Source organism: Marinobacter sp. EhC06 (genome assembly GCF_001650915.1).
Taxonomy (GTDB): Bacteria; Pseudomonadota; Gammaproteobacteria; order Pseudomonadales; family Oleiphilaceae; genus Marinobacter.
Genome location: NZ_LXYO01000023.1, coordinates 1,104,455 through 1,122,071, shown reverse-complemented (window position 1 = coordinate 1,122,071; position 17,617 = coordinate 1,104,455). Strand labels below are relative to the sequence as shown.

Sequence of the window (17,617 nt, the reverse complement as noted above, 5' to 3'; positions counted from 1 at the left end):
ATTGATTAAACTGCCTCCTGAATCAATGTCTGATGGCGCTGCCGGTTTCCATTCAGGCAAACCGGCACTTTAGTCTTAGACAAACCGGCGCTGCGAGGGGCCTCCTGCCACCCGCAACGCCGGCTAGTGCTCAGAACATCACGATGGCGCCAAGCGCGATGGTATCCGCCTCAGTGGTGGTCGCACCGGTGGTGCGGTTGTTGTCTTCGTACATGTTGTACTCGGCAACCAGCTTGAAGTTGCTGTTTACATCGTGGAAGAACCCGAGCGTTGTGCTTTCGGTTTCCAGATTGAGGATTTCAGCGTCTGTCTCGCCGTAGGAAAGCACAACGCGATTGGCGCCGAAGGCATAGGAGCCCTGAACCAGGAAACCGTCGGCGTCGTCTTCAGTCACGGCGACATTACCAATCAGAACCGGGTTATCACCCTTGGAGGTAAAACCGGAAGCGGCCAGAGTTAGTCCCGCGACCGACGCTTTGACGCCGTAGCCAAGGCCTGTGCTGTCGACGGTCGTACTGCCATTTTCAGCAGACTGATAGCGACCGTTCACCCAGCCGGTCAGGGCCACGTCGTTCAGGTTGGCGTTGTAGGTTACCTCGGACTCGAATCGCGGTGCGTCATTCTCGTCATTGGCACCGGTCACCGTGTCGGCGGGATCCAGCACACCGGCCGCAACTTTGAGGCCACTCATATCCGGCGATCTGTAGGTAATCTGGGCCGACGGTGTCGGATACGGGTAGCCCGCGCGGATATTGCCAAAGGACACGCCACCGGCAACCCCCGGAGAGCCGAATCCCATCAGGATCTCGTCCAGAAAGATGTTGGAGCGTGCATACAGGCCGAAGTCCTTGCCGATCAGAACCTGACCGAAATCACCGTCCACCGTGGCATAGAACTGGCGCACGTCAATGGCGGTGTCTGTGGGTGAATCAAGGCTGTCATTGATGGTGGTCCAGAACGAGGAACGTCCGCCCAGGGTCAGATCACCCATGTCCTTGCTGAAATTGAAGCCGATGGTGTTGGGCAGGAAGCCCATCTTGATTCGGGAATCGCGAACGTCGTTCTGCTTGTCGTCACGGTTTACATAGAACGCATTGAAGTAGCCATCCACGGAAAAGCTGGTGCCTTCCTGGTTATACAGCTCAACAGCAGCGTTGGCTCCGGTGCTGGCACACATGGCTGCTGCCATGGCAATGGCTAACCCTGACTTTCTGACGTTATTGTTTTTCATAGTTCCCCCGGTTGTTTTTGGAAATCTGGGATCGGAGACCCGGGTTATCCGGACTCTCCAGGCGCGGTCGGTCGCCTGAATTCCATGGTCGGTGATGCGAGGGAGGGGGAAAATGCTTCGACAGAGCAGGTTTTCTGCTCATTTGGGAGGCACTTGAATTGAAACTTTGGGAGTACGACCCGGCGGATCAGTCGCCGGGGAACTGAGCCAGTTCCTGCAGGCAGTCGTTGAGGAAGTCTTCGGGGTCGGCCATCACCGCCTCATCGGCAACGACGCCAAACTGCACCTGGTCGGCGTAGCTGACAATGCTGATGCCCAAACCGATATCCCCGGCCTGGGGCACCCAGAACATCTGTTCGGTTATCCGGCAGCCGGCAATATACCGGGCCTCCGGAGTGCCGGGCACGTTGGACACCACGGCACTGGCCTTGCGGTAGAACACCTCGGCCAACGGCTCCCGCCAAGGCTCTGGAACAATCGTGGCGCTGGCCGCGAGACCCCAGGCAATGCCGGGCTGCCAGCTTTTCTTAAGACGGCGGGTTTCGTGCTTGATGCGGAAAAGTCGCTCGAGGGGACTTTCACCATCCACCGGCAAAGGTACAAACACGGTGCCAAAATAGTTGCCCAGCGCGCCGGGTGCCGGCTTGAGCTCCTCGGGCAGGCGACTGCGAATATCCACCGGTACGGCGGCATGCAGCACGGCTTCATCGAGGTCCTCGCCTTCAATACCCAGGCGGGTGCGTACAGCCGCCGCCACGCAGCTCAGCAGCACATCGTTGATCGTCACATTGGTGACCTGGGCAATGGCCCTGAAGCGCTCCAGGGGTACCGGTTCAGACCAGCGACAGTGCCGTCGCCCCAGCAGTGGCCGCCGGAGATCGGTGTCTGAATCCTCCGGCTCCACCAGGAATTCCGAAAATTCATGGACCAGCTTGAGACTTTTCTGGGCAACCCGCTCCAGCAGGCGTCCGGCATCCTGCCACTGGTTGCCATCAGACTCGTCTACTCCGGCAACGCCATGCGCTTCTCCTGCTGACTCTCCGGAGGCCAACAGTTGCCCGAGCCAGACTTTTGCTGCAGCGGTCCACCGTGAAAGCTCCGCGGTTTCAGGAGCGCCGTATATGGCCGGATGCTGCTGGGGCGACGGTGGGCAGAGGCGTTCAAAAATGCCCAGCAGGGACAGACCATCCGCGTAACAATGGTGAATCCGCAGCAACAGGACCGCCCCGCCCTCGGCATTGGGCGCCAGCCAGAATTTCCAGCGCGGGCGATACATGGGCAGAGGCTGGTTCAGGCGCACCGACACCCACTCCTGCAGGCTTTCCGGAGTGAAACGGTCTACCACCACATCCAGGTGGTGGCGGACATCAAACATGGGGTCCTGCTCCCACCACCAGGCGGGCGAGCGCTTGACCGGCATGTACCGGAAACGCTCCCAGGCCATCCAGTACACCCGGAGGAATTCCCGGAAACGGGGCGCAGTGAGGCCATCAACCCGCAGCATCACGGTGATGGTCATGGGGTTTTCCGGGCGTTCCAGGGCCAGCCAGGCCGAATCCGCAGGTAGCAGGAGATGCGATTGTTCGTGACTCAAACCCGAACGTCCCTGGAAAAGTGGTGAAGGTAAGTAAAAACCGAACTCCGCATTGTGCCAGACATGCCCCTCCGGCTCCATATGCGGCACCAGCGCACGCTGTTACAAAAAATTACACGTAAGTAACTGTTCAGTCCTATACTGGTTATAAGCCGTAGTGCAATGGTTATTACGCGCTGTCGATCCGTGATCGATTGGCCCTGAGGGATCAAAAATTCTTTATTCAGGGCCAGTAACACAGCGAGATGATCAGGGTACAAAAGGCTTACCAGCACACCCTAATTCCAATAACAGGTCATTGCCGTGCTGGACGGGAGAGCAGTTATGAAAGCGAGCCACGTTCGCAAACTGATAAAACCGATTGAGAGCGCCTACTCGGAAATGTTCTCCGGGCGGGTGTATCGTGTTGGCAAAGGCGCTGTGTCCGTTCGCAACCACAGTGGCAAGGCCGAGCAGACCGTTGTCGGCGTGCACGGCTTTCTGGAGAACCACTGCTACTTCACCCAGGCCTATGAAGCGCCCACCACCGAATTGATCCTGCTCACCTGCAGCAATTACCACATCCCGGTGAACGGCGTGACCCCGGAGACCCCGGAATGGGAAGTGCCGATCAAGCACCTTGAAGGCACCATCGAATACGACGCCTGCATTCTCAACCAGGCGCTTTCCAGCCTGCCCACCACTGACAACATTCGGGTTCATGGTCATTCCCGTGGCGGGGCGGTGATCCTGGAGGCCATCAAGCAATGGCCAGAGCTGTATGACGACGTGGAAGTGGTACTGGAAGCACCCGTGCTCCCCAACGGCAGGCTGTCGGCGCTGGTGACCACCATTCTGGAACCTGTAAGCCACGGTATGTGGCCCTGGCTGATACGCCTGATCAACAGCGCTCCGTCGTCAGCCTACGGTCAGACCTTCTTTGGCAAGATGAACCCGCGCAAGAAGCAACTGCTGAGCAAACTGTTTTCCGCCACCAAGGATCATCTGACCATTGTTCGTAACATCGAGAACATCATGGACTGGATGGCACGTACAGACACCAGCGTTTACAGCCATGTGCGCCACGGCACATTCCTGATTCCGGCGGTCGACCGCATTCTGGATCGCTCATCCATGCTGGCTAGCGCCCGCCAGAGCCCGACCACCATGCGAATCGTCGAAACCGAGGCGCCGAGCCACTTCATCACCCTCGACAGCAAGGAATGGGTCCCGGGGTTCGAAACGCTGCCCGCAGCCGCACAGGGCTAATGCCCGGGCATTGCCCTACTGCAAGACCGCCGTAGCTCCGCTAAACTACGTTGTTTTCCTCAGGTTTAGTGGAGCCATCGCCCATGTACCGTGAGCGCCTCGTCGCTACCGAAGCCCGCTCCGAAAGCGCTCGTCGGCTGCAACAACTGCTGCTGGACTACCATGATTTTCGGCATCTGAAGGCGGAGCACCCATTATTGGAGAACGCTTTTCACGTTGCAGACTGGCAGGCGGAGCGGCTGAAGGCGACCCATGAAGACCTCTACCATCACCCCGGCTACCATCATGGCCTGGAGTTCCTGCTGACCGATCTGTACGCGCCCGCAGGAATGACACACCGGGACGACAATATTGATCGGGTCTTCCCCAAGATGGTGAAGTGGCTGCCGGATAACCTGCTGGACACGTTTGCTGGTCTGGTGGAGCTGAACCTGATCACCCAGCGGCTGGATCTTGAGCTGGCCGAGCTGTTCCACCAGCAGGGCGTGCCCGCCGACGCAATAACCACTGAGGACTACTGCGCCGCCTTCCGGGAAAGCCGACAGCTGGACCAGAGGGAGAAGCAGATCACCCTGGTGGCTGACGTAGGCCAGCAGCTTGATCGCTATGTCCGCAACCGCACCCTTGGATGGCTGTTGTCGATGACCCGGGGTCCGGCGGAAATGGCCGATCTGAGCGACCTGCACAGTTTCCTGCACCGGGGCTATTCGGCCTTCCGGAAGATGGACGATGTGGAATTACTGATCGACCGGCTGGTTTCCCGGGAACAACAAGTGATGCGCAATATACTCGACGGTCGTCCAGACCCGTTCAGCCTGCCGGACAATCTCTGAGTCGACGACAACCCGGCTGATCAGGCCTTGATGATCTGGTCCAGCTGGGAGTGGATTTCCTGCTCGATCCGGGATTTGAAGGGCCGCAACATCATGCCCAGTTCCAGATGAATGTGCAGATCCGTCGGGGTAATGTTCAGGTGCCCCTTGACGCCGCTGCGCTTGAATTTCAAGTGATCGCCTTCCCACTGGTAATGTACGTCGAATTGGCTGGACAGGTCTTTGGCCAGAGTTTCGGCAGCCTCTCTCGCGTGTTCTTTATCCAGGGTATGCGGGCGGTGTACATCAATGACGGACATGAAAACGTTTTCTCTCGGATTTGGACGAATTTACAGTTTAGGGCGCTATTTAACTCACCGCCACCCTTGTAGCAACCCCGTCAGCGGTTAGAATACGGGGTTCAGATTCTGACAGGACATCTCCCATGAGCGAGCAGCAAACGCCAGCCAACCAGGCCGCAAACAATTCCGGCCAGGATGACGTCACCCACTTTGGCTTTCGCAATGTGCCGAAAAGCCAGAAGGCGAGCCAGGTGGCCGAAGTATTCCACAGCGTGGCGGGCAAATACGACCTCATGAACGACCTGATGTCCATGGGGATCCACCGGCTCTGGAAGCGCTTCACCATCGAGCTTTCTGGCGTGCGTCCCGGCCACCAGGTACTGGATATTGCCGGCGGCACTGGCGACCTCACCATGAAGTTTTCGGATCTGGTGGGTCCTTCCGGCAAGGTGCTGCTGGCCGACATCAATGCCTCCATGCTGCAGGTGGGCCGCAGCCGGCTGACAGACCGCGGCTATGCCGGCAACATCGAATACGTGCAGGCGGACGCCGAGCACTTGCCGTTCCCGGACAACAACTTCAATGCGGTTTCCATCGCCTTCGGCCTGCGCAATGTCACCGATAAAGATCAGGCCTTGCGCGACATGGCCCGGGTTCTCAAGCCCGGTGGCAAACTGATGATCCTGGAATTCTCCAAGCCAACCAACCCTCTGCTGAGCAAGGCCTACGACACCTACTCGTTTTCCGCTCTGCCATTGATGGGCCAGCTTATCGCCGGCGACAGCGAAAGCTACAAGTACCTGGCCGAATCCATCCGGATGCATCCGGACCAGGACACCCTCAAGGGCATGATGGAGAATGCCGGCCTGGTGAACTGCAAGTACTACAATATGACCGGCGGCATTGTCGCCCTGCATGTGGGAATCAAGCCCTGATGTTTCCCGGCCCCACCCTGCTTTCCGCTGTCTCCGCGATCCTGGAAAGCGCCCTGAACCGGGCGCTGGAACTGGATCCGGCGGGGCATCATGCCCTGATGGAAGCACTGGCAGGCCCGGTGCAGTTCAACATTACCGATCCTTTCCCCCTGACCTACACCCTGGACCGCGCCGGAAACCGCGTTCGGGTTGGCAGCCAGCCGGTCGACCAACCTGCTCTTGAGGTTACCGGCAAACCCATCGCCTTTGCGGCACTGGCCACCGGTGATGACCGGGTCTTTGCCGATGGCCGCCTCGAAGTTACCGGCGACACGGCCCTGGCCCACCAGCTGCAGCGCGCACTGAACCAGCTTGAGCCGGATTGGGAAGCCGCCATGGCCCGGCATATCGGTGATGTACCCGCACACTTTCTGGGTCAGCGCATTCGTGGCGCCATCCGCTGGAGCCGTCAGGCCTTTCAGTCCCTGAACGCCAATATCGAGGAGTATGTGCACGAAGAGAGTCGTGCCCTGCCCGGGCGACGAGAACTGGAAGCCACGTTCGAGGACATCGACGAACTGAACCTGCGCACCGAAAGACTGGAAGCCCGGCTGAACTTGGTTGAAAACCGCGGCAAGACTGACGAACCGGAGAACCTGTGACCCGCCTGCAACGCCTGTTTCGAATTGCCTGGGTATTCTGCCGCTATCGGCTGGACACGTTCCTGCCAATCGCAGAGCTGCCTGCGCCCCTGAAGGTGTTTTTCCTGCTTGCGCCCTGGCACCTGTTCCCCAAACCCAAGCTTGACCGGGGCGATCGCCTGCGACTGGCGCTTGAAGAATTGGGCCCGGTATTCGTGAAGTTCGGCCAGATTCTCTCCACCCGACGGGATCTGCTGCCGGATGACATGGCCGAATCCCTGAAAAACCTTCAGGACCGGGTACCGCCGTTTCCGAGCGATGAAGCCCGGGGCATTATCGAAACCTCCCTCGGCGCCCCGGTCTCGGACCTGTTTGCCGAGTTCAGCCCGGACCCGCTGGCGTCCGCGTCGGTTGCCCAGGTGCATGCGGCCACCCTGCTCAACGGCCAGAAGGTGGTGGTGAAAGTACTGCGCCCCGGTATCGAGAGGGTCATCCGCCAGGACCTTGCCCTGATGTACCTGATGGCCGGCCTGCTGGAAAAATACTGGTCCGAGGGCAAACGCCTGCACCCGGTGGAAGTGGTTGCCGACTACGATTCCACCATCCACGATGAACTGGACCTGCAGCGCGAGGCCGCCAACGCCAGCCAGCTGCGCCGGAATTTCGAGAACTCCTCACTGATCTACATCCCGTTCATCGACTGGGACTACACCCGCAAATCGGTGCTGGTGATGGAGCGTATTCACGGCATCCCCATTGCCGATACCGCCGCCCTGAAGGCCGCTGGCGTCGACATGAAGGTGCTGGCCGAAAAAGGCGTCGAGATTTTCTTTACCCAGGTGTTCCGGGACAGCTTCTTCCACGCCGACATGCACCCAGGCAACATCTTCGTGGATACGTCCAACCCGTCGGACCCGAGATATATCGCGATTGATTTCGGGATCGTCGGTACCCTGGCACCGGATGACCAGAGCTATCTCGCCCGAAATCTTCTGGCCTTTTTCCGCCGCGATTACCGGCAGGTTGCGCAGCTACATATCCAGTCCGGCTGGGTGCCACCCGACACGCCAGTGAACCAGTTTGAGGCCGCCATTCGTACTGTTTGCGAGCCCATTTTCGAGAAGCCGTTAAAGGACATCTCTTTCGGCCACTTCCTGCTACGCCTGTTCCAGACAGCGAGGCGATTCAACATGGAAGTGCAGCCTCAGCTCGTCCTGCTGCAGAAAACCCTGCTGAACGTGGAAGGCCTGGGCCGTCAGCTCTATCCGGATCTGGATTTGTGGAGTACCGCGCAACCCTACCTTGAGACCTGGATGCGCAAGCGGATTGGCCCATCGGGGCTGATCAAGTCGCTGCAGTCGCACCTTCCCTCCTGGCTGGAACAGTCGCCGGAAATGCCCCAGCTGGTGCACGATGCGCTCTTGCAACTGCGGCAGGCGGGGCCCACCGAGCCCCAGAACCGGGCAACACTGGCGTTGCTCCGGGAGCAGCAGGTCCGTACCGAGCGGCGTTGGCGGCGGGCGACATTGGCGGTACTGCTCATTGCAGGCGGCTTTCTGGGCACTCAGCCCGAGAGCCGGCAGTGGATTGAAAGCGTGCCTGCCTGGAGCTGGGCCCTGTTTGCCGTCGCTGGCGGGCTCATGCTCCGGGGCAGCCGATAACCGATAAAGATTTCAGGATTCACAAAAATGCAAAATAGCTCGGATAACGTCGAGACCCCTGACTGGCTGGATGCCATTCGCTGGACAGAGGAGGGTCTGGTTCCGGCCATCGCCCAGGACGCCGACACCGGCGATATCCTGATGATGGCCTGGATGAACCGCGAGTCGCTCAGGCTGACCGCCGAAGAAGGGCACGCCGTATACTGGTCGCGCTCCCGGGGCAAGCTCTGGCGCAAAGGGGAAACCTCGGGGCACCAACAGGTCATCCGGGACATTCGACTGGACTGCGACGAGGACGTCATCCTGCTGAAAGTAGAACAAAAAGGCGGCATCGCCTGCCATACTGGCAGACGCAGCTGCTTCTACCGGACCCTGAAAGACGGTCAGTGGGTCAGCGTTGACCCGGTGATCAAGGACCCCGGCACTATTTACGGCAGCAACTGAGGAGCAAGGACTGTGAGCGATGTACTGGAAAACCTGGCGAGGGTTCTGGAGGCCAGGAAAGAGGCAGACCCGGAAACATCCTATGTAGCCAGCCTCCACGCCAAGGGCCTGAACAAGATCCTGGAAAAAGTGGGGGAAGAGTGCACGGAAACCCTGCTGGCAGCCAAGGACGCAGAGCATTCCGGGGAAACCCGGGACGTGGTCTATGAAACCGCCGACCTCTGGTTCCACAGCATGGTCATGCTGTCGAGACTGGGCCTTGGCCCGAAGGACATCCTGGACGAACTGGCCAGCCGGTTCGACCTGTCAGGCCTGGAAGAAAAAGCGTCGAGGAACAAGTGAGCGGTAATACCTCTGAAGGGGTTTCCGCGTAACGGTTCTGGTAACGTACAATGTCATTGAACAGAAACATTAAAACGAGGACCCCGTAATGGGTATCAGCATCTGGCAATTACTTATCGTACTCGGCATTGTCATTCTGTTGTTCGGAACCAAGAAACTCCGCAACATCGGCAGCGACCTCGGTGGCGCCATTCGCGGCTTCAAGAAGTCCATGAGCGATGAGGACTCCAAGACCGAGAACCAGGACTCCCTGGAAGGCAAGGAAGAGGAGCAGCCGCAAAAACAGGCTGCGGCCGAAGACAAGCCCCGGGACAAGTCCCACAGCTGAGACCAGGCTGAATGTTCGATATCGGCTTTCTTGAGCTGCTGATCTGCGGCGTCATCGCGCTGTTGGTACTCGGCCCCGAGCGTCTGCCCACGGCTGCCCGTGCTGCGGGCCGCTGGGTGGGTGGTGCCCGACGCATGGTCAGCCAGTTCACCTCGGAACTGGACCGGCAGCTCAAAGCCGATGAGCTCCGTGAGGAGCTTCGCAAGGCGGGGGATGTTGGCCTGGACGATGTTCAGAAAACCGTGCGCGGCGCCCTGGACGAGGCTAAAAAGTACGAGCACATGATCCTGCCCGAGAACGAGACCCAGAAGCCAAGACCAGCACCGGCGACACGACGTGTGTCTGGCCAGGCAAAGGCCTCCGAGGCTCCGCCACAGGATCAGGCTGATACCAGTGATGCCTCGCAGACGCCGGATACAGGCGCTGCCGGGAAGGAACAACCCAAAAGCGAAACCCCGCAAAGTCCGCCGGATAACCGTTCATGAATGCAAAACCCGATGGCAACCAGCTGCCTCCGGAACAGCAGGAAATGCCACTGATCGAGCACCTGCTCGAATTGCGCAATCGCCTTCTGAAAATGGTTCTTGCGGTGCTGGTCTGCTTCGCTGCCATTTATCCGTTTGCCAACGAGCTGTACCTGTGGCTGTCTGAACCTATCCGTTCCCTGTTGCCCGTTGGCCAGACCATGATCGCAACGGATGTTACTTCGCCCTTCTTCGCACCACTGAAGTTGGCCCTGGTGCTGGCCGTGTTCGCAGCCATCCCGATCATTCTCTACCAGCTCTGGAGTTTCATCGCCCCGGGACTGTACGCCCATGAAAAGCGGCTGGCCTTTCCACTGCTCTTTACCTCGGTAATCCTGTTCTATGCAGGTGCGGCATTCGCCTATTACGTGGTTTTCCCTCTGGTGTTCGGCTTCTTTACCGCGATAGGACCGGAAGGCATCGTCGAATTACCGGACATCACCAGCTACCTCAATTTCGTGCTCAAGATGTTCTTTGCCTTCGGTGTCGCATTTGAGATTCCGATTGCCACCGTATTGCTCATCCTTACCGGGGCCACCACACCGGCGGATCTGGCAGCCAAGCGCCCCTACGTGGTGGTGGGCTGCTTTATCATCGGCATGCTGCTAACGCCGCCTGACATCATTTCCCAGACCCTGCTGGCAGTACCCATGTGGATCCTGTTCGAGATCGGCATCCTGTTCGGGCGACTGGCGAAACGGGAAGTCGCAGACCCGGACAGCGATGAGCCCGCCGGCGAATGAATCTGGCGTTACTGTTTGACGAAGATTTCGTAGCGCCTGACCGGGCCGTCCTGCGTGGCCGGCGTCTGGCTCACCTGCAGTCTGTCATCAAGGTAACTGCCGGCGATACGGTGCCGGTGGGCCGGGCGGGTGGCCAAATGGGAGTCGGCGAGGTCGTCCGGCTTACCGATACCGAGGCGGAACTCAAGGTCACGCTGGACCAGTCTCCCCCTTCACCACTTCCGCTCACCCTGGTGCTGGCCATGCCCCGGCCGAAGATGTTCCGCCGTATCCTGCAAACCTGCGCTGCACTAGGTGTGAAAGACCTCTGGTTGATCAACAGCTACAAGGTGGAGAAGAGCTTCTGGCAGACGCCGTGGCTTTCAGAGGAGCAGCTCCGGGAGAACCTCACCCTCGGACTGGAGCAGGCCAAAGACACCCTGATGCCACGGGTCCAGATCCGCAAGCTGTTCAAACCCTTTGTGGAAGACGAGTTGCCGGCACTATTGGCAAACAAGCAGGCCCTGGTAGCGCACCCCGGCACAAACACCCCCTGCCCCGTTCACCTGAACCAGCCGACGGTACTCTGCGTTGGGCCGGAGGGTGGCTTTACGGCTTACGAAGTGGGCAAACTTGAAGAAGCCGGTTGCCAGAGTGTCCACCTCGGTCCCCGCATTCTTCGGGTGGAAACCGCAGTACCGGTCCTGGTCAGCCGGCTGTTCGACGCCTGTCTCTAGAGCCCCGGTCTTCTCAGGCGCTCCTCGCCTGCCACCATCGCGTTAGTGGCGTAATAATGGCGACCAGTAACGCGCCAGCTGCCACACCGAACAGGCCATTGGCTATCGTTGGCACAAGCATCCCAACCACACCACTAAAACCTTCCGCAAAGTGATGAATGGCGTCGTAAACCGGAGTAAAGCCGTGGGTGAGAATGCCACCACCCACCAGAAACATCGCCAGAGTGCCAAGAATGGAGAGCGTTTTCATCAGATAGGGAGCCAGCCACAGAATGCCTGAGCCCAGTTTCTGGAGCACTGGATTGTCTTGCTGACTGAGGTAGAGGCCGCCATCGTCCAGTTTTACGATCCCCGCCACCAGGCCATAAACAACAACTGTGACCATGATAGCGACCACGGCCAGCACCATAAACTGCATGCCGATGGTCTGGGTCGTTACCGTTCCAAGGGTAATGGCGATAATCTCCGCAGAGAGGATGAAATCGGTACGGATCGCACCCTTGATCTTGTCCTTCTCGATTGCCCGCAGATCGACTTCCGGATTCTTCAGGGCCTCATGCAGCTCCCCTTTGCGCTTCTGATCTTCCTCCCGATGCAAAAACTTGTGCACCAGTTTCTCGAACCCCTCAAAACACAGGAAGGCACCGCCGAGCATCAGCAACGGCGTGACCAGCCAGGGCAGAAAAAAACTGATCGCAACAGCCGCCGGCACCAGAATGGCCTTGTTGATCATCGAACCACGGGCGACGGCCCAGACAACCGGTAACTCCCGCGCAGGTTTCACGCCAGTCACCTGCTGGGCGTTGAGTGCAAGATCGTCACCCAGAACACCCGCAGTTTTCTTGGTGGCGGTTTTGGTCATCAGGGCGACATCGTCCAGCACGGTGGCGATGTCATCGATCAGAACCAGAAGACTGCTTCCTGCCATTGTAAAATTCCTTTTCTGTTCAGCCGTTAAGACCCATGGCCTCGGCAGCAATGCGATTTTTGACCGGCCCCAGCTGGTTGAGCCAGCGCAGGCCGGTGTTGCGCAGCCAGCGAACCGGCAGCTCATCACGGCCAAACAACTGCTTGAAACCCTCCATGGCGGCCATCATGGTCAGATTTTCGCCTTTTCGGCGGCGCTGGTAGCGCGCCAGAACCAGTCTATTCGCTGGACTCAGGCCGGTTTTCCTTGCCCGAGAGAGCTCATCCAGCAGCGCGCGCACATCGCCGTAGCCCAGATTGGCGCCCTGCCCTGCCAGCGGATGGATGGTATGAGCTGCATCGCCTACCAGGGCAAAACCGGGCGCAATGTAGTCTTTGGCGTGGCGCTGGCGAAGCGGAAAGGCGAACCGGTTGGAAACGGCTTCAACCGTGCCAAGCTCGCGCTCGATGGCGCGCTCAAGTTCGGCGGCAAACTCACTGTCGCCCAGAGACATCAGGCGCCGGGCTTCCCCGGTATCCTGGGACCAGACAATGGAACAGAAATGCTCACTGCCAGACTCGGTCAACAAGGGCAGGAACGCCAGCGGACCGGTCGTTGAAAACCGTTGCCAGGCGGTAAAACGATGGCTCTGGGCGGTTCGCACCGTGCACACGATAGCCAGTTGATCGTAGTCCCACTCTCGGGTTGGCAGGCCTACCCACTGACGCAGACGGGAGTTAGCACCGTCACAGCCCACCACCAATCCGGCAGATAAGGCTCGGCCATCCTCCAGCTCAACCGTGTAACTTTCAGAAAATCGCTTGCAGCAAATAATCCTCGCGCCCTCGATGAGCTCAACGGGGCTTTGTTCCAACGCCGTGAACAGCGCCCGCACGATGCTGCGGTTTTCAACAATCGTTCCAAGGGCGCGCGCCTGAAGCTCGGATGCCTCGAACTGTATGCGCCCCGTGCCGTCACCATCCCAGACTGTCATAGTCTGATAAGGACAGTGTCGGCCCGCGGTAACCTCGGACCAGACTCCGAGCTGCTCCAGCAACTGCTGGCTGGCGACCGAAATGGCACTGACCCGCGGCTCGAAATTTGCAACGGTGGTGGCAGGGTCCGGTGCCTGAACCAGGGTTTCGTGATCAGAACCCTCCACCAGTGCCACCTGCCAGCCCTGGCGCGAGAGCCCGAGAGCCAGGGCGGAGCCGATCATGCCACCGCCGGCCACAAGAATATCGAAGGTTTTCACTTCACTCATGACCTGGTGCCTCCCGGTTCAGGTTTCCGGGCCGGTCAATCACCGCCCGGCGACCACCCAGGCCCATGGCCTTGCGCGCAAACCAGCGTTTCGCACCCGGCAGCAGGTCAAGGCCCACCAGTCCGGCATCGCGGGCGGCAGTTACCGGCAGCATGGACTGCCCGAACAGGCGAACAAGAGAATCGGAGAAGCGCACCGTCTGCTGCCAATCCTGACGATGCAGGGCCTGGTAGCGCTTGAGCACCTCAAGATCGCCGATGGATCGGCCCTGCTCTTCCGCCAGCCGGAACTGCTCAACCAGTGTCATCAGCCCTCTCAGGGCCAGATTGAACCCCTGGCCTGCTACCGGATGCAGGGCATGGGCGGCATTGCCCACCAGCGCAACCCCGGGGCGCACCGGCTCGTCCACGGTGGTCAGGGTCAGCGGATAATGATGACAGGCACCGATGCGGGTAAACCGGCCCAGACGCCAGCCAAACCGGTCCTGAAGCCAGCGACATTTCTCGTCGTCTGGCAGCTCCAGAACCTCCTGCAAGACCTCATCGGATAACGTCCAGACCAGTGCCGACTGGTGCCCGGCACGCGTGGGAGAACCATGGGGCAAGAGAGCCATGGGACCGGCATCGGTGAACCGCTCAAAGGCAGTGAATCCGTGGCTGTCACTGGTAGAGACATTGGCGATCAGGGCGTTCTGGCCATAGTTGTGACGATCAGGCCTGAAACCAAGTTTCTCGCGCAATCCTGAGCGACCGCCATCTGCGACCACCAGACAGCGAGCCGTCAGTTCCGGGGCATCCTCGCCATCTTCCGACAGCCGGACCCGGACGCCGCCGGGGATAGGCGTCATATCTGTCACTTCTGCCGGCGCCCGCCACTGGACGTTGGTCTCCAGAAGCTCACGCATCAGGCACAGCCCCATCCAGCGATTGTCCGCCACATAACCAAGCGCTTCCTGGCCATGCTCGGCGGCATGCAGCCGGGTGGCGCCGAAACGCCCCCGATCAGAAACATGAATATGTTCAATGGGCGTGGCATGCTCGGCGAGCCGGTGCCAGAGCCCCAGCTCTTCGAAGATTAACCGGGAGCCCCAGGCCAGCGCGGTGGAGCGGGCGTCGTAGCTGGGCTGGTAGCTCTCCGGCAGGGCATCGGGTGAGAGCGGAAACGCTTCGACCACGGTCACCCGAAGCGACGGCACCATCCGCGCCAGCGCCAACGCCAGGGTTGCTCCGGCAAGGCCACCACCGGCAATGATCAGATCGGTATCAGGCTTGGTCACAGGGTGTCAGTCCGCCATCAGGGCTTCGATTTCGGCAATGGTTTTCGGTACCGCTTCGGTCAGCACACGGCAGCCGTCTTTGGTCACCACCACGTCGTCTTCGATGCGAATGCCGATGCCACGCCACTTCTCATCTACGTCGGTATTATCCGGCGCAATGTACAGCCCCGGCTCAACCGTCAGGGCCATTCCGGGTTCCAGCTGGCGCCAGGCATCACCGATCTTGTAATCGCCCACATCGTGCACATCCAGCCCCAGCCAATGGCCGGTGCGGTGCATGAAGAAGGGTTTGTAGGCTTCGCTGGCAATGGCGTCCTCCAGGGTGCCAGACAACAGCCCCAGATCAATCAGGCCCTGGGTCAGCACTTCCAGCGCCGCCTCGTGGGGTCGGTTCCAGTGATTTTCCGGCGACACCGCCTCAATGGCCTGGTACTGGGCTGCCAGCACCACCTCATACAGGGCCCGCTGCTCATTGCTGAACTTTCCGCTGACCGGGAAGGTGCGGGTAATGTCAGAGGCGTAGCACTGGTATTCACAGCCGGCATCGATCAGTACCAGATCGCCGTCTTTCAGCGGTGCACTGTTCTCGATGTAATGCAGGATGCAGCCATTAGCGCCCCCACCCACAATCGACGGGTAAGCCGTTGAGCGGGCGCCATGCTCCATAAAGGTGTGGATCAGTTCCGCCTCAAGGTTGTACTCGAAGCCCCCCTTGCGGGCCCGCTTCATGGCCCGACAATGGGCTTCGGCGCTGATCTGGCCGGCTTTGGCCATGATCTTGATCTCATTGGCGCTCTTGTACAGCCGCAGGTCATGAAGCAGGTGCTCCAGGGCCACGAATTCGCCGGGCGGATGGGCGCCACTGCGAACCTTGCTGCGAATCATCTTCACCCAGTCCATGACCCGGGCGTCAAAATGATCGTCCTTGCCCAAGGGATAGTAGACCCGGCTGCGACCTTCAATCATGCCCGGGAGGATGTCGTCGATGTCTGCAATCGGAAACGCATCGTCCAGGCCATACCGTTCGATGGCGCCTTCCGGGCCAACCAGGAAACCGTCCCAGAGTTCCTTCTGCGGATTACGCTCCTTGCAGAACAGAACCGATTCTCCGTGCTCACGCCCCGGAATCAGGGCCAGCACAGCCTCCGGCTCACCAAAACCGGACAGGTAATGAAAATCACTGTCCTGGCGAAACGGGTGCAACACATCCCGATTACGGACACGCTCCGGGGCGGCCGGAATGATCGCGATGCTGTCTGGCGCCATACGCTCCATCAGCTTGCGACGGCGCTCGGCAAACTCCTTTACGGGAATCATGGAGTTCATAGTCTCTCCTGCAATCAGGACCCGGCTCAGTGCAGGGTCGGCGAATCAGACTTCGGCGGTTCGGGGGCATTGAATTCGGTAAACACGGCGAGCGCCCCCAGCCGGATGTATTCGGTAATCTCCAGCAACTGCTGCTCGCTCTCGTCGTCCGCTTCTTCCTCTTCGGACAACTGACTGATAGCCACCATATCCTCGATCAGCTCCCGGATCTCGTCTGGCGCCTGGCCAAGGGACTCGCCGGCCGACAATGCCATACCCTCGAGAAATCCGCGAACCCAGGAAACCAGGGCCTCCAGCCGCTGCTCGATGGCGTAGTCATCATCAGGCAATAAAGGGTGGAAACTCATGTCGGCCGATTTCAAGAGCTCCAGGGTCTGCTCATAGGCCTTGTTCATAAAAGGAGCGAGATCGTCAGACTCCTCGGCCGCATCTTCAGCCAGTCCCATCTGCTCACACACCATTGCCAGCCACTCCGGCTCTTCAATACGGGATCCGGCCGCCAGGCGACCACAGAGCGCGCCGTGCAATTCGGATGGGTGGCTGAATGCCTTGTGAGCAGTAAAAACGTTGGCCCAGCGCTCAAATTCTGCTGCGCGGGCAGCACCGGAAGTGTCGGTTTCTGACATGAAACAGGCGGATCCTGTGTTGGTGAATTAAAGGTCTACTTTAGCATTCAGGCGATGCCAAGGCACTGCCTGTTGATTTTTATCCGGGGAGAGAACAATATGTTATAACGTAACACTAGAGACCGCGAGACATTGCCATGACTTCTTCAAAGGTAACCAGCGCCATCCTGGCCGCGACCATTCTGACTACCGGCTCCACGTTCGCCAGCGACAACCCCGGCGCTCACCAGCACGGTCACGCCGAACTGCAACTTGCCATCGATGGCAACCAGATTGATCTGATTTTCACATCACCAGCCTACAACCTGCTGGGTTTCGAACACCGTGCCCGGACCGAGAAACAGAAAGCGCTGGTCACGGAAACCACCAACTGGCTCGGTGAGACCCCCCTGGTGGATACCGCCGAGGCTGGCTGCGAAGTCATGAATGCGGTGGTGCACCATCAGGCGGGCGGTGAGGATCACGAACACGAACATGGTCACGCCCATGACCATGAGGACAAGCATGAGGACGAGAAAAGCTCCACCCACTCGGATTTCGAAGTTACCCAGACCCTGAACTGCTCCGGGCTGGATGCTTCCGAGGAACTCTCTACACCTCTCACAGCGCGCTTTCCCGAGATTGAACACCTGAATGTCGAGTGGGTCTGGTCAGGGGGCCAGGGTTCAGGCCGCCTGGAGCGCGGCGAGACCAGCTTCAGGCCAGGCACCCAATAATG

The 17,617-nt window shown here is 59.4% G+C and carries 20 protein-coding genes; 12 read left to right on the top strand and 8 right to left on the bottom strand.

Going from position 1 to position 17,617, the window contains the following annotated elements:
- Window positions 1–130 precede the first annotated feature (130 nt).
- Window positions 131–1,231 carry a porin gene (locus A8B84_RS14975; RefSeq protein ID WP_064229915.1) on the bottom strand — a complete coding sequence of 367 codons (1,101 nt, stop codon included), beginning with the start codon at window positions 1,229–1,231 and terminating at the stop codon, window positions 131–133.
- A gap of 187 nt (window positions 1,232–1,418) precedes the next feature.
- Window positions 1,419–2,825, bottom strand: coding sequence for a WS/DGAT domain-containing protein (locus A8B84_RS14970; protein ID WP_064230123.1), 1,407 nt, complete (start codon window positions 2,823–2,825; stop codon window positions 1,419–1,421).
- A 324-nt stretch (window positions 2,826–3,149) separates the two neighbouring features.
- On the opposite strand from A8B84_RS14970, the gene A8B84_RS14965 reads away from it, so the two are divergent.
- Both A8B84_RS14965 and A8B84_RS14960 read left to right on the top strand, forming a co-directional pair.
- Window positions 3,150–4,073: an alpha/beta hydrolase gene (locus A8B84_RS14965; RefSeq protein WP_064229914.1), complete on the top strand. Its 924-nt coding sequence runs from the start codon at window positions 3,150–3,152 to the stop codon at window positions 4,071–4,073.
- 83 nt (window positions 4,074–4,156) lie between these two features.
- Entirely contained in the window at window positions 4,157–4,906 is a 750-nt protein-coding gene (locus tag A8B84_RS14960) for an FFLEELY motif protein (protein WP_008170996.1), read from the top strand.
- 20 nt (window positions 4,907–4,926) lie between these two features.
- On the opposite strand, the gene A8B84_RS14955 is transcribed toward A8B84_RS14960, so the two are convergent.
- Window positions 4,927–5,205, bottom strand: a complete 279-nt coding sequence (locus tag A8B84_RS14955) for a polyhydroxyalkanoic acid system family protein (protein WP_064229913.1) — start codon at window positions 5,203–5,205, stop codon at window positions 4,927–4,929.
- Between the two features lie 125 nt (window positions 5,206–5,330).
- Between A8B84_RS14955 and ubiE the strand changes: the two genes are divergently transcribed.
- From ubiE to A8B84_RS14910, 9 genes are all read left to right on the top strand, one after another.
- Complete coding sequence (ubiE, locus tag A8B84_RS14950) at window positions 5,331–6,122, top strand: bifunctional demethylmenaquinone methyltransferase/2-methoxy-6-polyprenyl-1,4-benzoquinol methylase UbiE (RefSeq protein ID WP_064229912.1); 792 nt, start codon at window positions 5,331–5,333, stop codon at window positions 6,120–6,122.
- Window positions 6,122–6,763, top strand: a complete 642-nt coding sequence (locus A8B84_RS14945) for an SCP2 domain-containing protein (RefSeq protein ID WP_064229911.1) — start codon at window positions 6,122–6,124, stop codon at window positions 6,761–6,763. Before ubiE ends, A8B84_RS14945 begins: the two co-directional genes overlap by 1 nt.
- A complete protein-coding gene (gene ubiB, locus A8B84_RS14940) occupies window positions 6,760–8,403 on the top strand; it encodes a ubiquinone biosynthesis regulatory protein kinase UbiB (protein ID WP_064229910.1) in 1,644 nt (547 codons plus the stop codon). The genes A8B84_RS14945 and ubiB overlap by 4 nt, the downstream gene beginning before the upstream one ends.
- A 27-nt stretch (window positions 8,404–8,430) precedes the next feature.
- The gene (hisI, locus tag A8B84_RS14935) at window positions 8,431–8,847 is read left to right on the top strand and encodes a phosphoribosyl-AMP cyclohydrolase (RefSeq protein WP_064229909.1); all 417 of its coding nucleotides are present in this window, start codon (window positions 8,431–8,433) and stop codon (window positions 8,845–8,847) included.
- Window positions 8,848–8,859: 12 nt separating this feature from the next.
- The gene (locus A8B84_RS14930; RefSeq protein ID WP_014578404.1) at window positions 8,860–9,189 is read left to right on the top strand and encodes a phosphoribosyl-ATP diphosphatase; all 330 of its coding nucleotides are present in this window, start codon (window positions 8,860–8,862) and stop codon (window positions 9,187–9,189) included.
- Window positions 9,190–9,277: 88 nt separating this feature from the next.
- On the top strand, window positions 9,278–9,517 hold the full coding sequence (gene tatA / locus A8B84_RS14925; protein WP_064229908.1) for a Sec-independent protein translocase subunit TatA: 240 nt from the start codon (window positions 9,278–9,280) through the stop codon (window positions 9,515–9,517).
- Window positions 9,518–9,528: 11 nt separating this feature from the next.
- A complete protein-coding gene (tatB, locus tag A8B84_RS14920) occupies window positions 9,529–10,002 on the top strand; it encodes a Sec-independent protein translocase protein TatB (protein WP_064229907.1) in 474 nt (157 codons plus the stop codon).
- Window positions 9,999–10,784 (top strand): twin-arginine translocase subunit TatC, encoded by a 786-nt coding sequence (gene tatC / locus A8B84_RS14915; protein WP_008170984.1) that lies wholly within the window; start codon window positions 9,999–10,001, stop codon window positions 10,782–10,784. Before tatB ends, tatC begins: the two co-directional genes overlap by 4 nt.
- The gene (locus A8B84_RS14910; RefSeq protein ID WP_064229906.1) at window positions 10,781–11,500 is read left to right on the top strand and encodes a 16S rRNA (uracil(1498)-N(3))-methyltransferase; all 720 of its coding nucleotides are present in this window, start codon (window positions 10,781–10,783) and stop codon (window positions 11,498–11,500) included. The genes tatC and A8B84_RS14910 overlap by 4 nt, the downstream gene beginning before the upstream one ends.
- A 13-nt stretch (window positions 11,501–11,513) precedes the next feature.
- Here the strand turns inward: A8B84_RS14910 and A8B84_RS14905 are convergent, their stop codons facing one another.
- Genes A8B84_RS14905 through A8B84_RS14885 form a run of 5 tightly spaced genes read right to left on the bottom strand, consistent with a single transcriptional unit; the run spans window position 11,514 to window position 16,899 of the window.
- Window positions 11,514–12,428 carry a DUF808 domain-containing protein gene (locus A8B84_RS14905; RefSeq protein WP_064229905.1) on the bottom strand — a complete coding sequence of 305 codons (915 nt, stop codon included), beginning with the start codon at window positions 12,426–12,428 and terminating at the stop codon, window positions 11,514–11,516.
- Between the two features lie 19 nt (window positions 12,429–12,447).
- Entirely contained in the window at window positions 12,448–13,671 is a 1,224-nt protein-coding gene (locus A8B84_RS14900) for a UbiH/UbiF/VisC/COQ6 family ubiquinone biosynthesis hydroxylase (RefSeq protein WP_064229904.1), read from the bottom strand.
- A complete protein-coding gene (ubiH, locus tag A8B84_RS14895; protein ID WP_064229903.1) occupies window positions 13,664–14,947 on the bottom strand; it encodes a 2-octaprenyl-6-methoxyphenyl hydroxylase in 1,284 nt (427 codons plus the stop codon). Before ubiH ends, A8B84_RS14900 begins: the two co-directional genes overlap by 8 nt.
- A gap of 6 nt (window positions 14,948–14,953) precedes the next feature.
- The gene (gene pepP, locus A8B84_RS14890; RefSeq protein WP_064229902.1) at window positions 14,954–16,273 is read right to left on the bottom strand and encodes a Xaa-Pro aminopeptidase; all 1,320 of its coding nucleotides are present in this window, start codon (window positions 16,271–16,273) and stop codon (window positions 14,954–14,956) included.
- Between the two features lie 26 nt (window positions 16,274–16,299).
- Complete coding sequence (locus tag A8B84_RS14885; protein ID WP_064229901.1) at window positions 16,300–16,899, bottom strand: UPF0149 family protein; 600 nt, start codon at window positions 16,897–16,899, stop codon at window positions 16,300–16,302.
- 137 nt (window positions 16,900–17,036) lie between these two features.
- Here A8B84_RS14885 and A8B84_RS14880 point away from each other — a divergent pair, with 137 nt between their 5' ends.
- A complete protein-coding gene (locus tag A8B84_RS14880; protein WP_064229900.1) occupies window positions 17,037–17,615 on the top strand; it encodes a DUF2796 domain-containing protein in 579 nt (192 codons plus the stop codon).
- Window positions 17,616–17,617 lie beyond the last annotated feature (2 nt).

Excerpts from the sequence above, each read along its gene's own strand:
- A8B84_RS14975 (WP_064229915.1), bottom strand. The coding sequence starts at position 1,231 with ATGAAAAACAATAACGTCAGAAAGTCAGGGTTAGCCATTGCCATGGCA.
- A8B84_RS14965 (WP_064229914.1), top strand. The coding sequence starts at position 3,150 with ATGAAAGCGAGCCACGTTCGCAAACTGATAAAACCGATTGAGAGCGCC.
- A8B84_RS14960 (WP_008170996.1), top strand. The coding sequence starts at position 4,157 with ATGTACCGTGAGCGCCTCGTCGCTACCGAAGCCCGCTCCGAAAGCGCT.
- A8B84_RS14955 (WP_064229913.1), bottom strand. The coding sequence starts at position 5,205 with ATGTCCGTCATTGATGTACACCGCCCGCATACCCTGGATAAAGAACAC.
- ubiE (WP_064229912.1), top strand. The coding sequence starts at position 5,331 with ATGAGCGAGCAGCAAACGCCAGCCAACCAGGCCGCAAACAATTCCGGC.
- A8B84_RS14945 (WP_064229911.1), top strand. The coding sequence starts at position 6,122 with ATGTTTCCCGGCCCCACCCTGCTTTCCGCTGTCTCCGCGATCCTGGAA.
- hisI (WP_064229909.1), top strand. The coding sequence starts at position 8,431 with ATGCAAAATAGCTCGGATAACGTCGAGACCCCTGACTGGCTGGATGCC.
- tatA (WP_064229908.1), top strand. The coding sequence starts at position 9,278 with ATGGGTATCAGCATCTGGCAATTACTTATCGTACTCGGCATTGTCATT.
- tatB (WP_064229907.1), top strand. The coding sequence starts at position 9,529 with ATGTTCGATATCGGCTTTCTTGAGCTGCTGATCTGCGGCGTCATCGCG.
- tatC (WP_008170984.1), top strand. The coding sequence starts at position 9,999 with ATGAATGCAAAACCCGATGGCAACCAGCTGCCTCCGGAACAGCAGGAA.
- A8B84_RS14910 (WP_064229906.1), top strand. The coding sequence starts at position 10,781 with ATGAATCTGGCGTTACTGTTTGACGAAGATTTCGTAGCGCCTGACCGG.
- A8B84_RS14905 (WP_064229905.1), bottom strand. The coding sequence starts at position 12,428 with ATGGCAGGAAGCAGTCTTCTGGTTCTGATCGATGACATCGCCACCGTG.
- A8B84_RS14900 (WP_064229904.1), bottom strand. The coding sequence starts at position 13,671 with ATGAGTGAAGTGAAAACCTTCGATATTCTTGTGGCCGGCGGTGGCATG.
- pepP (WP_064229902.1), bottom strand. The coding sequence starts at position 16,273 with ATGAACTCCATGATTCCCGTAAAGGAGTTTGCCGAGCGCCGTCGCAAG.
- A8B84_RS14885 (WP_064229901.1), bottom strand. The coding sequence starts at position 16,899 with ATGTCAGAAACCGACACTTCCGGTGCTGCCCGCGCAGCAGAATTTGAG.
- A8B84_RS14880 (WP_064229900.1), top strand. The coding sequence starts at position 17,037 with ATGACTTCTTCAAAGGTAACCAGCGCCATCCTGGCCGCGACCATTCTG.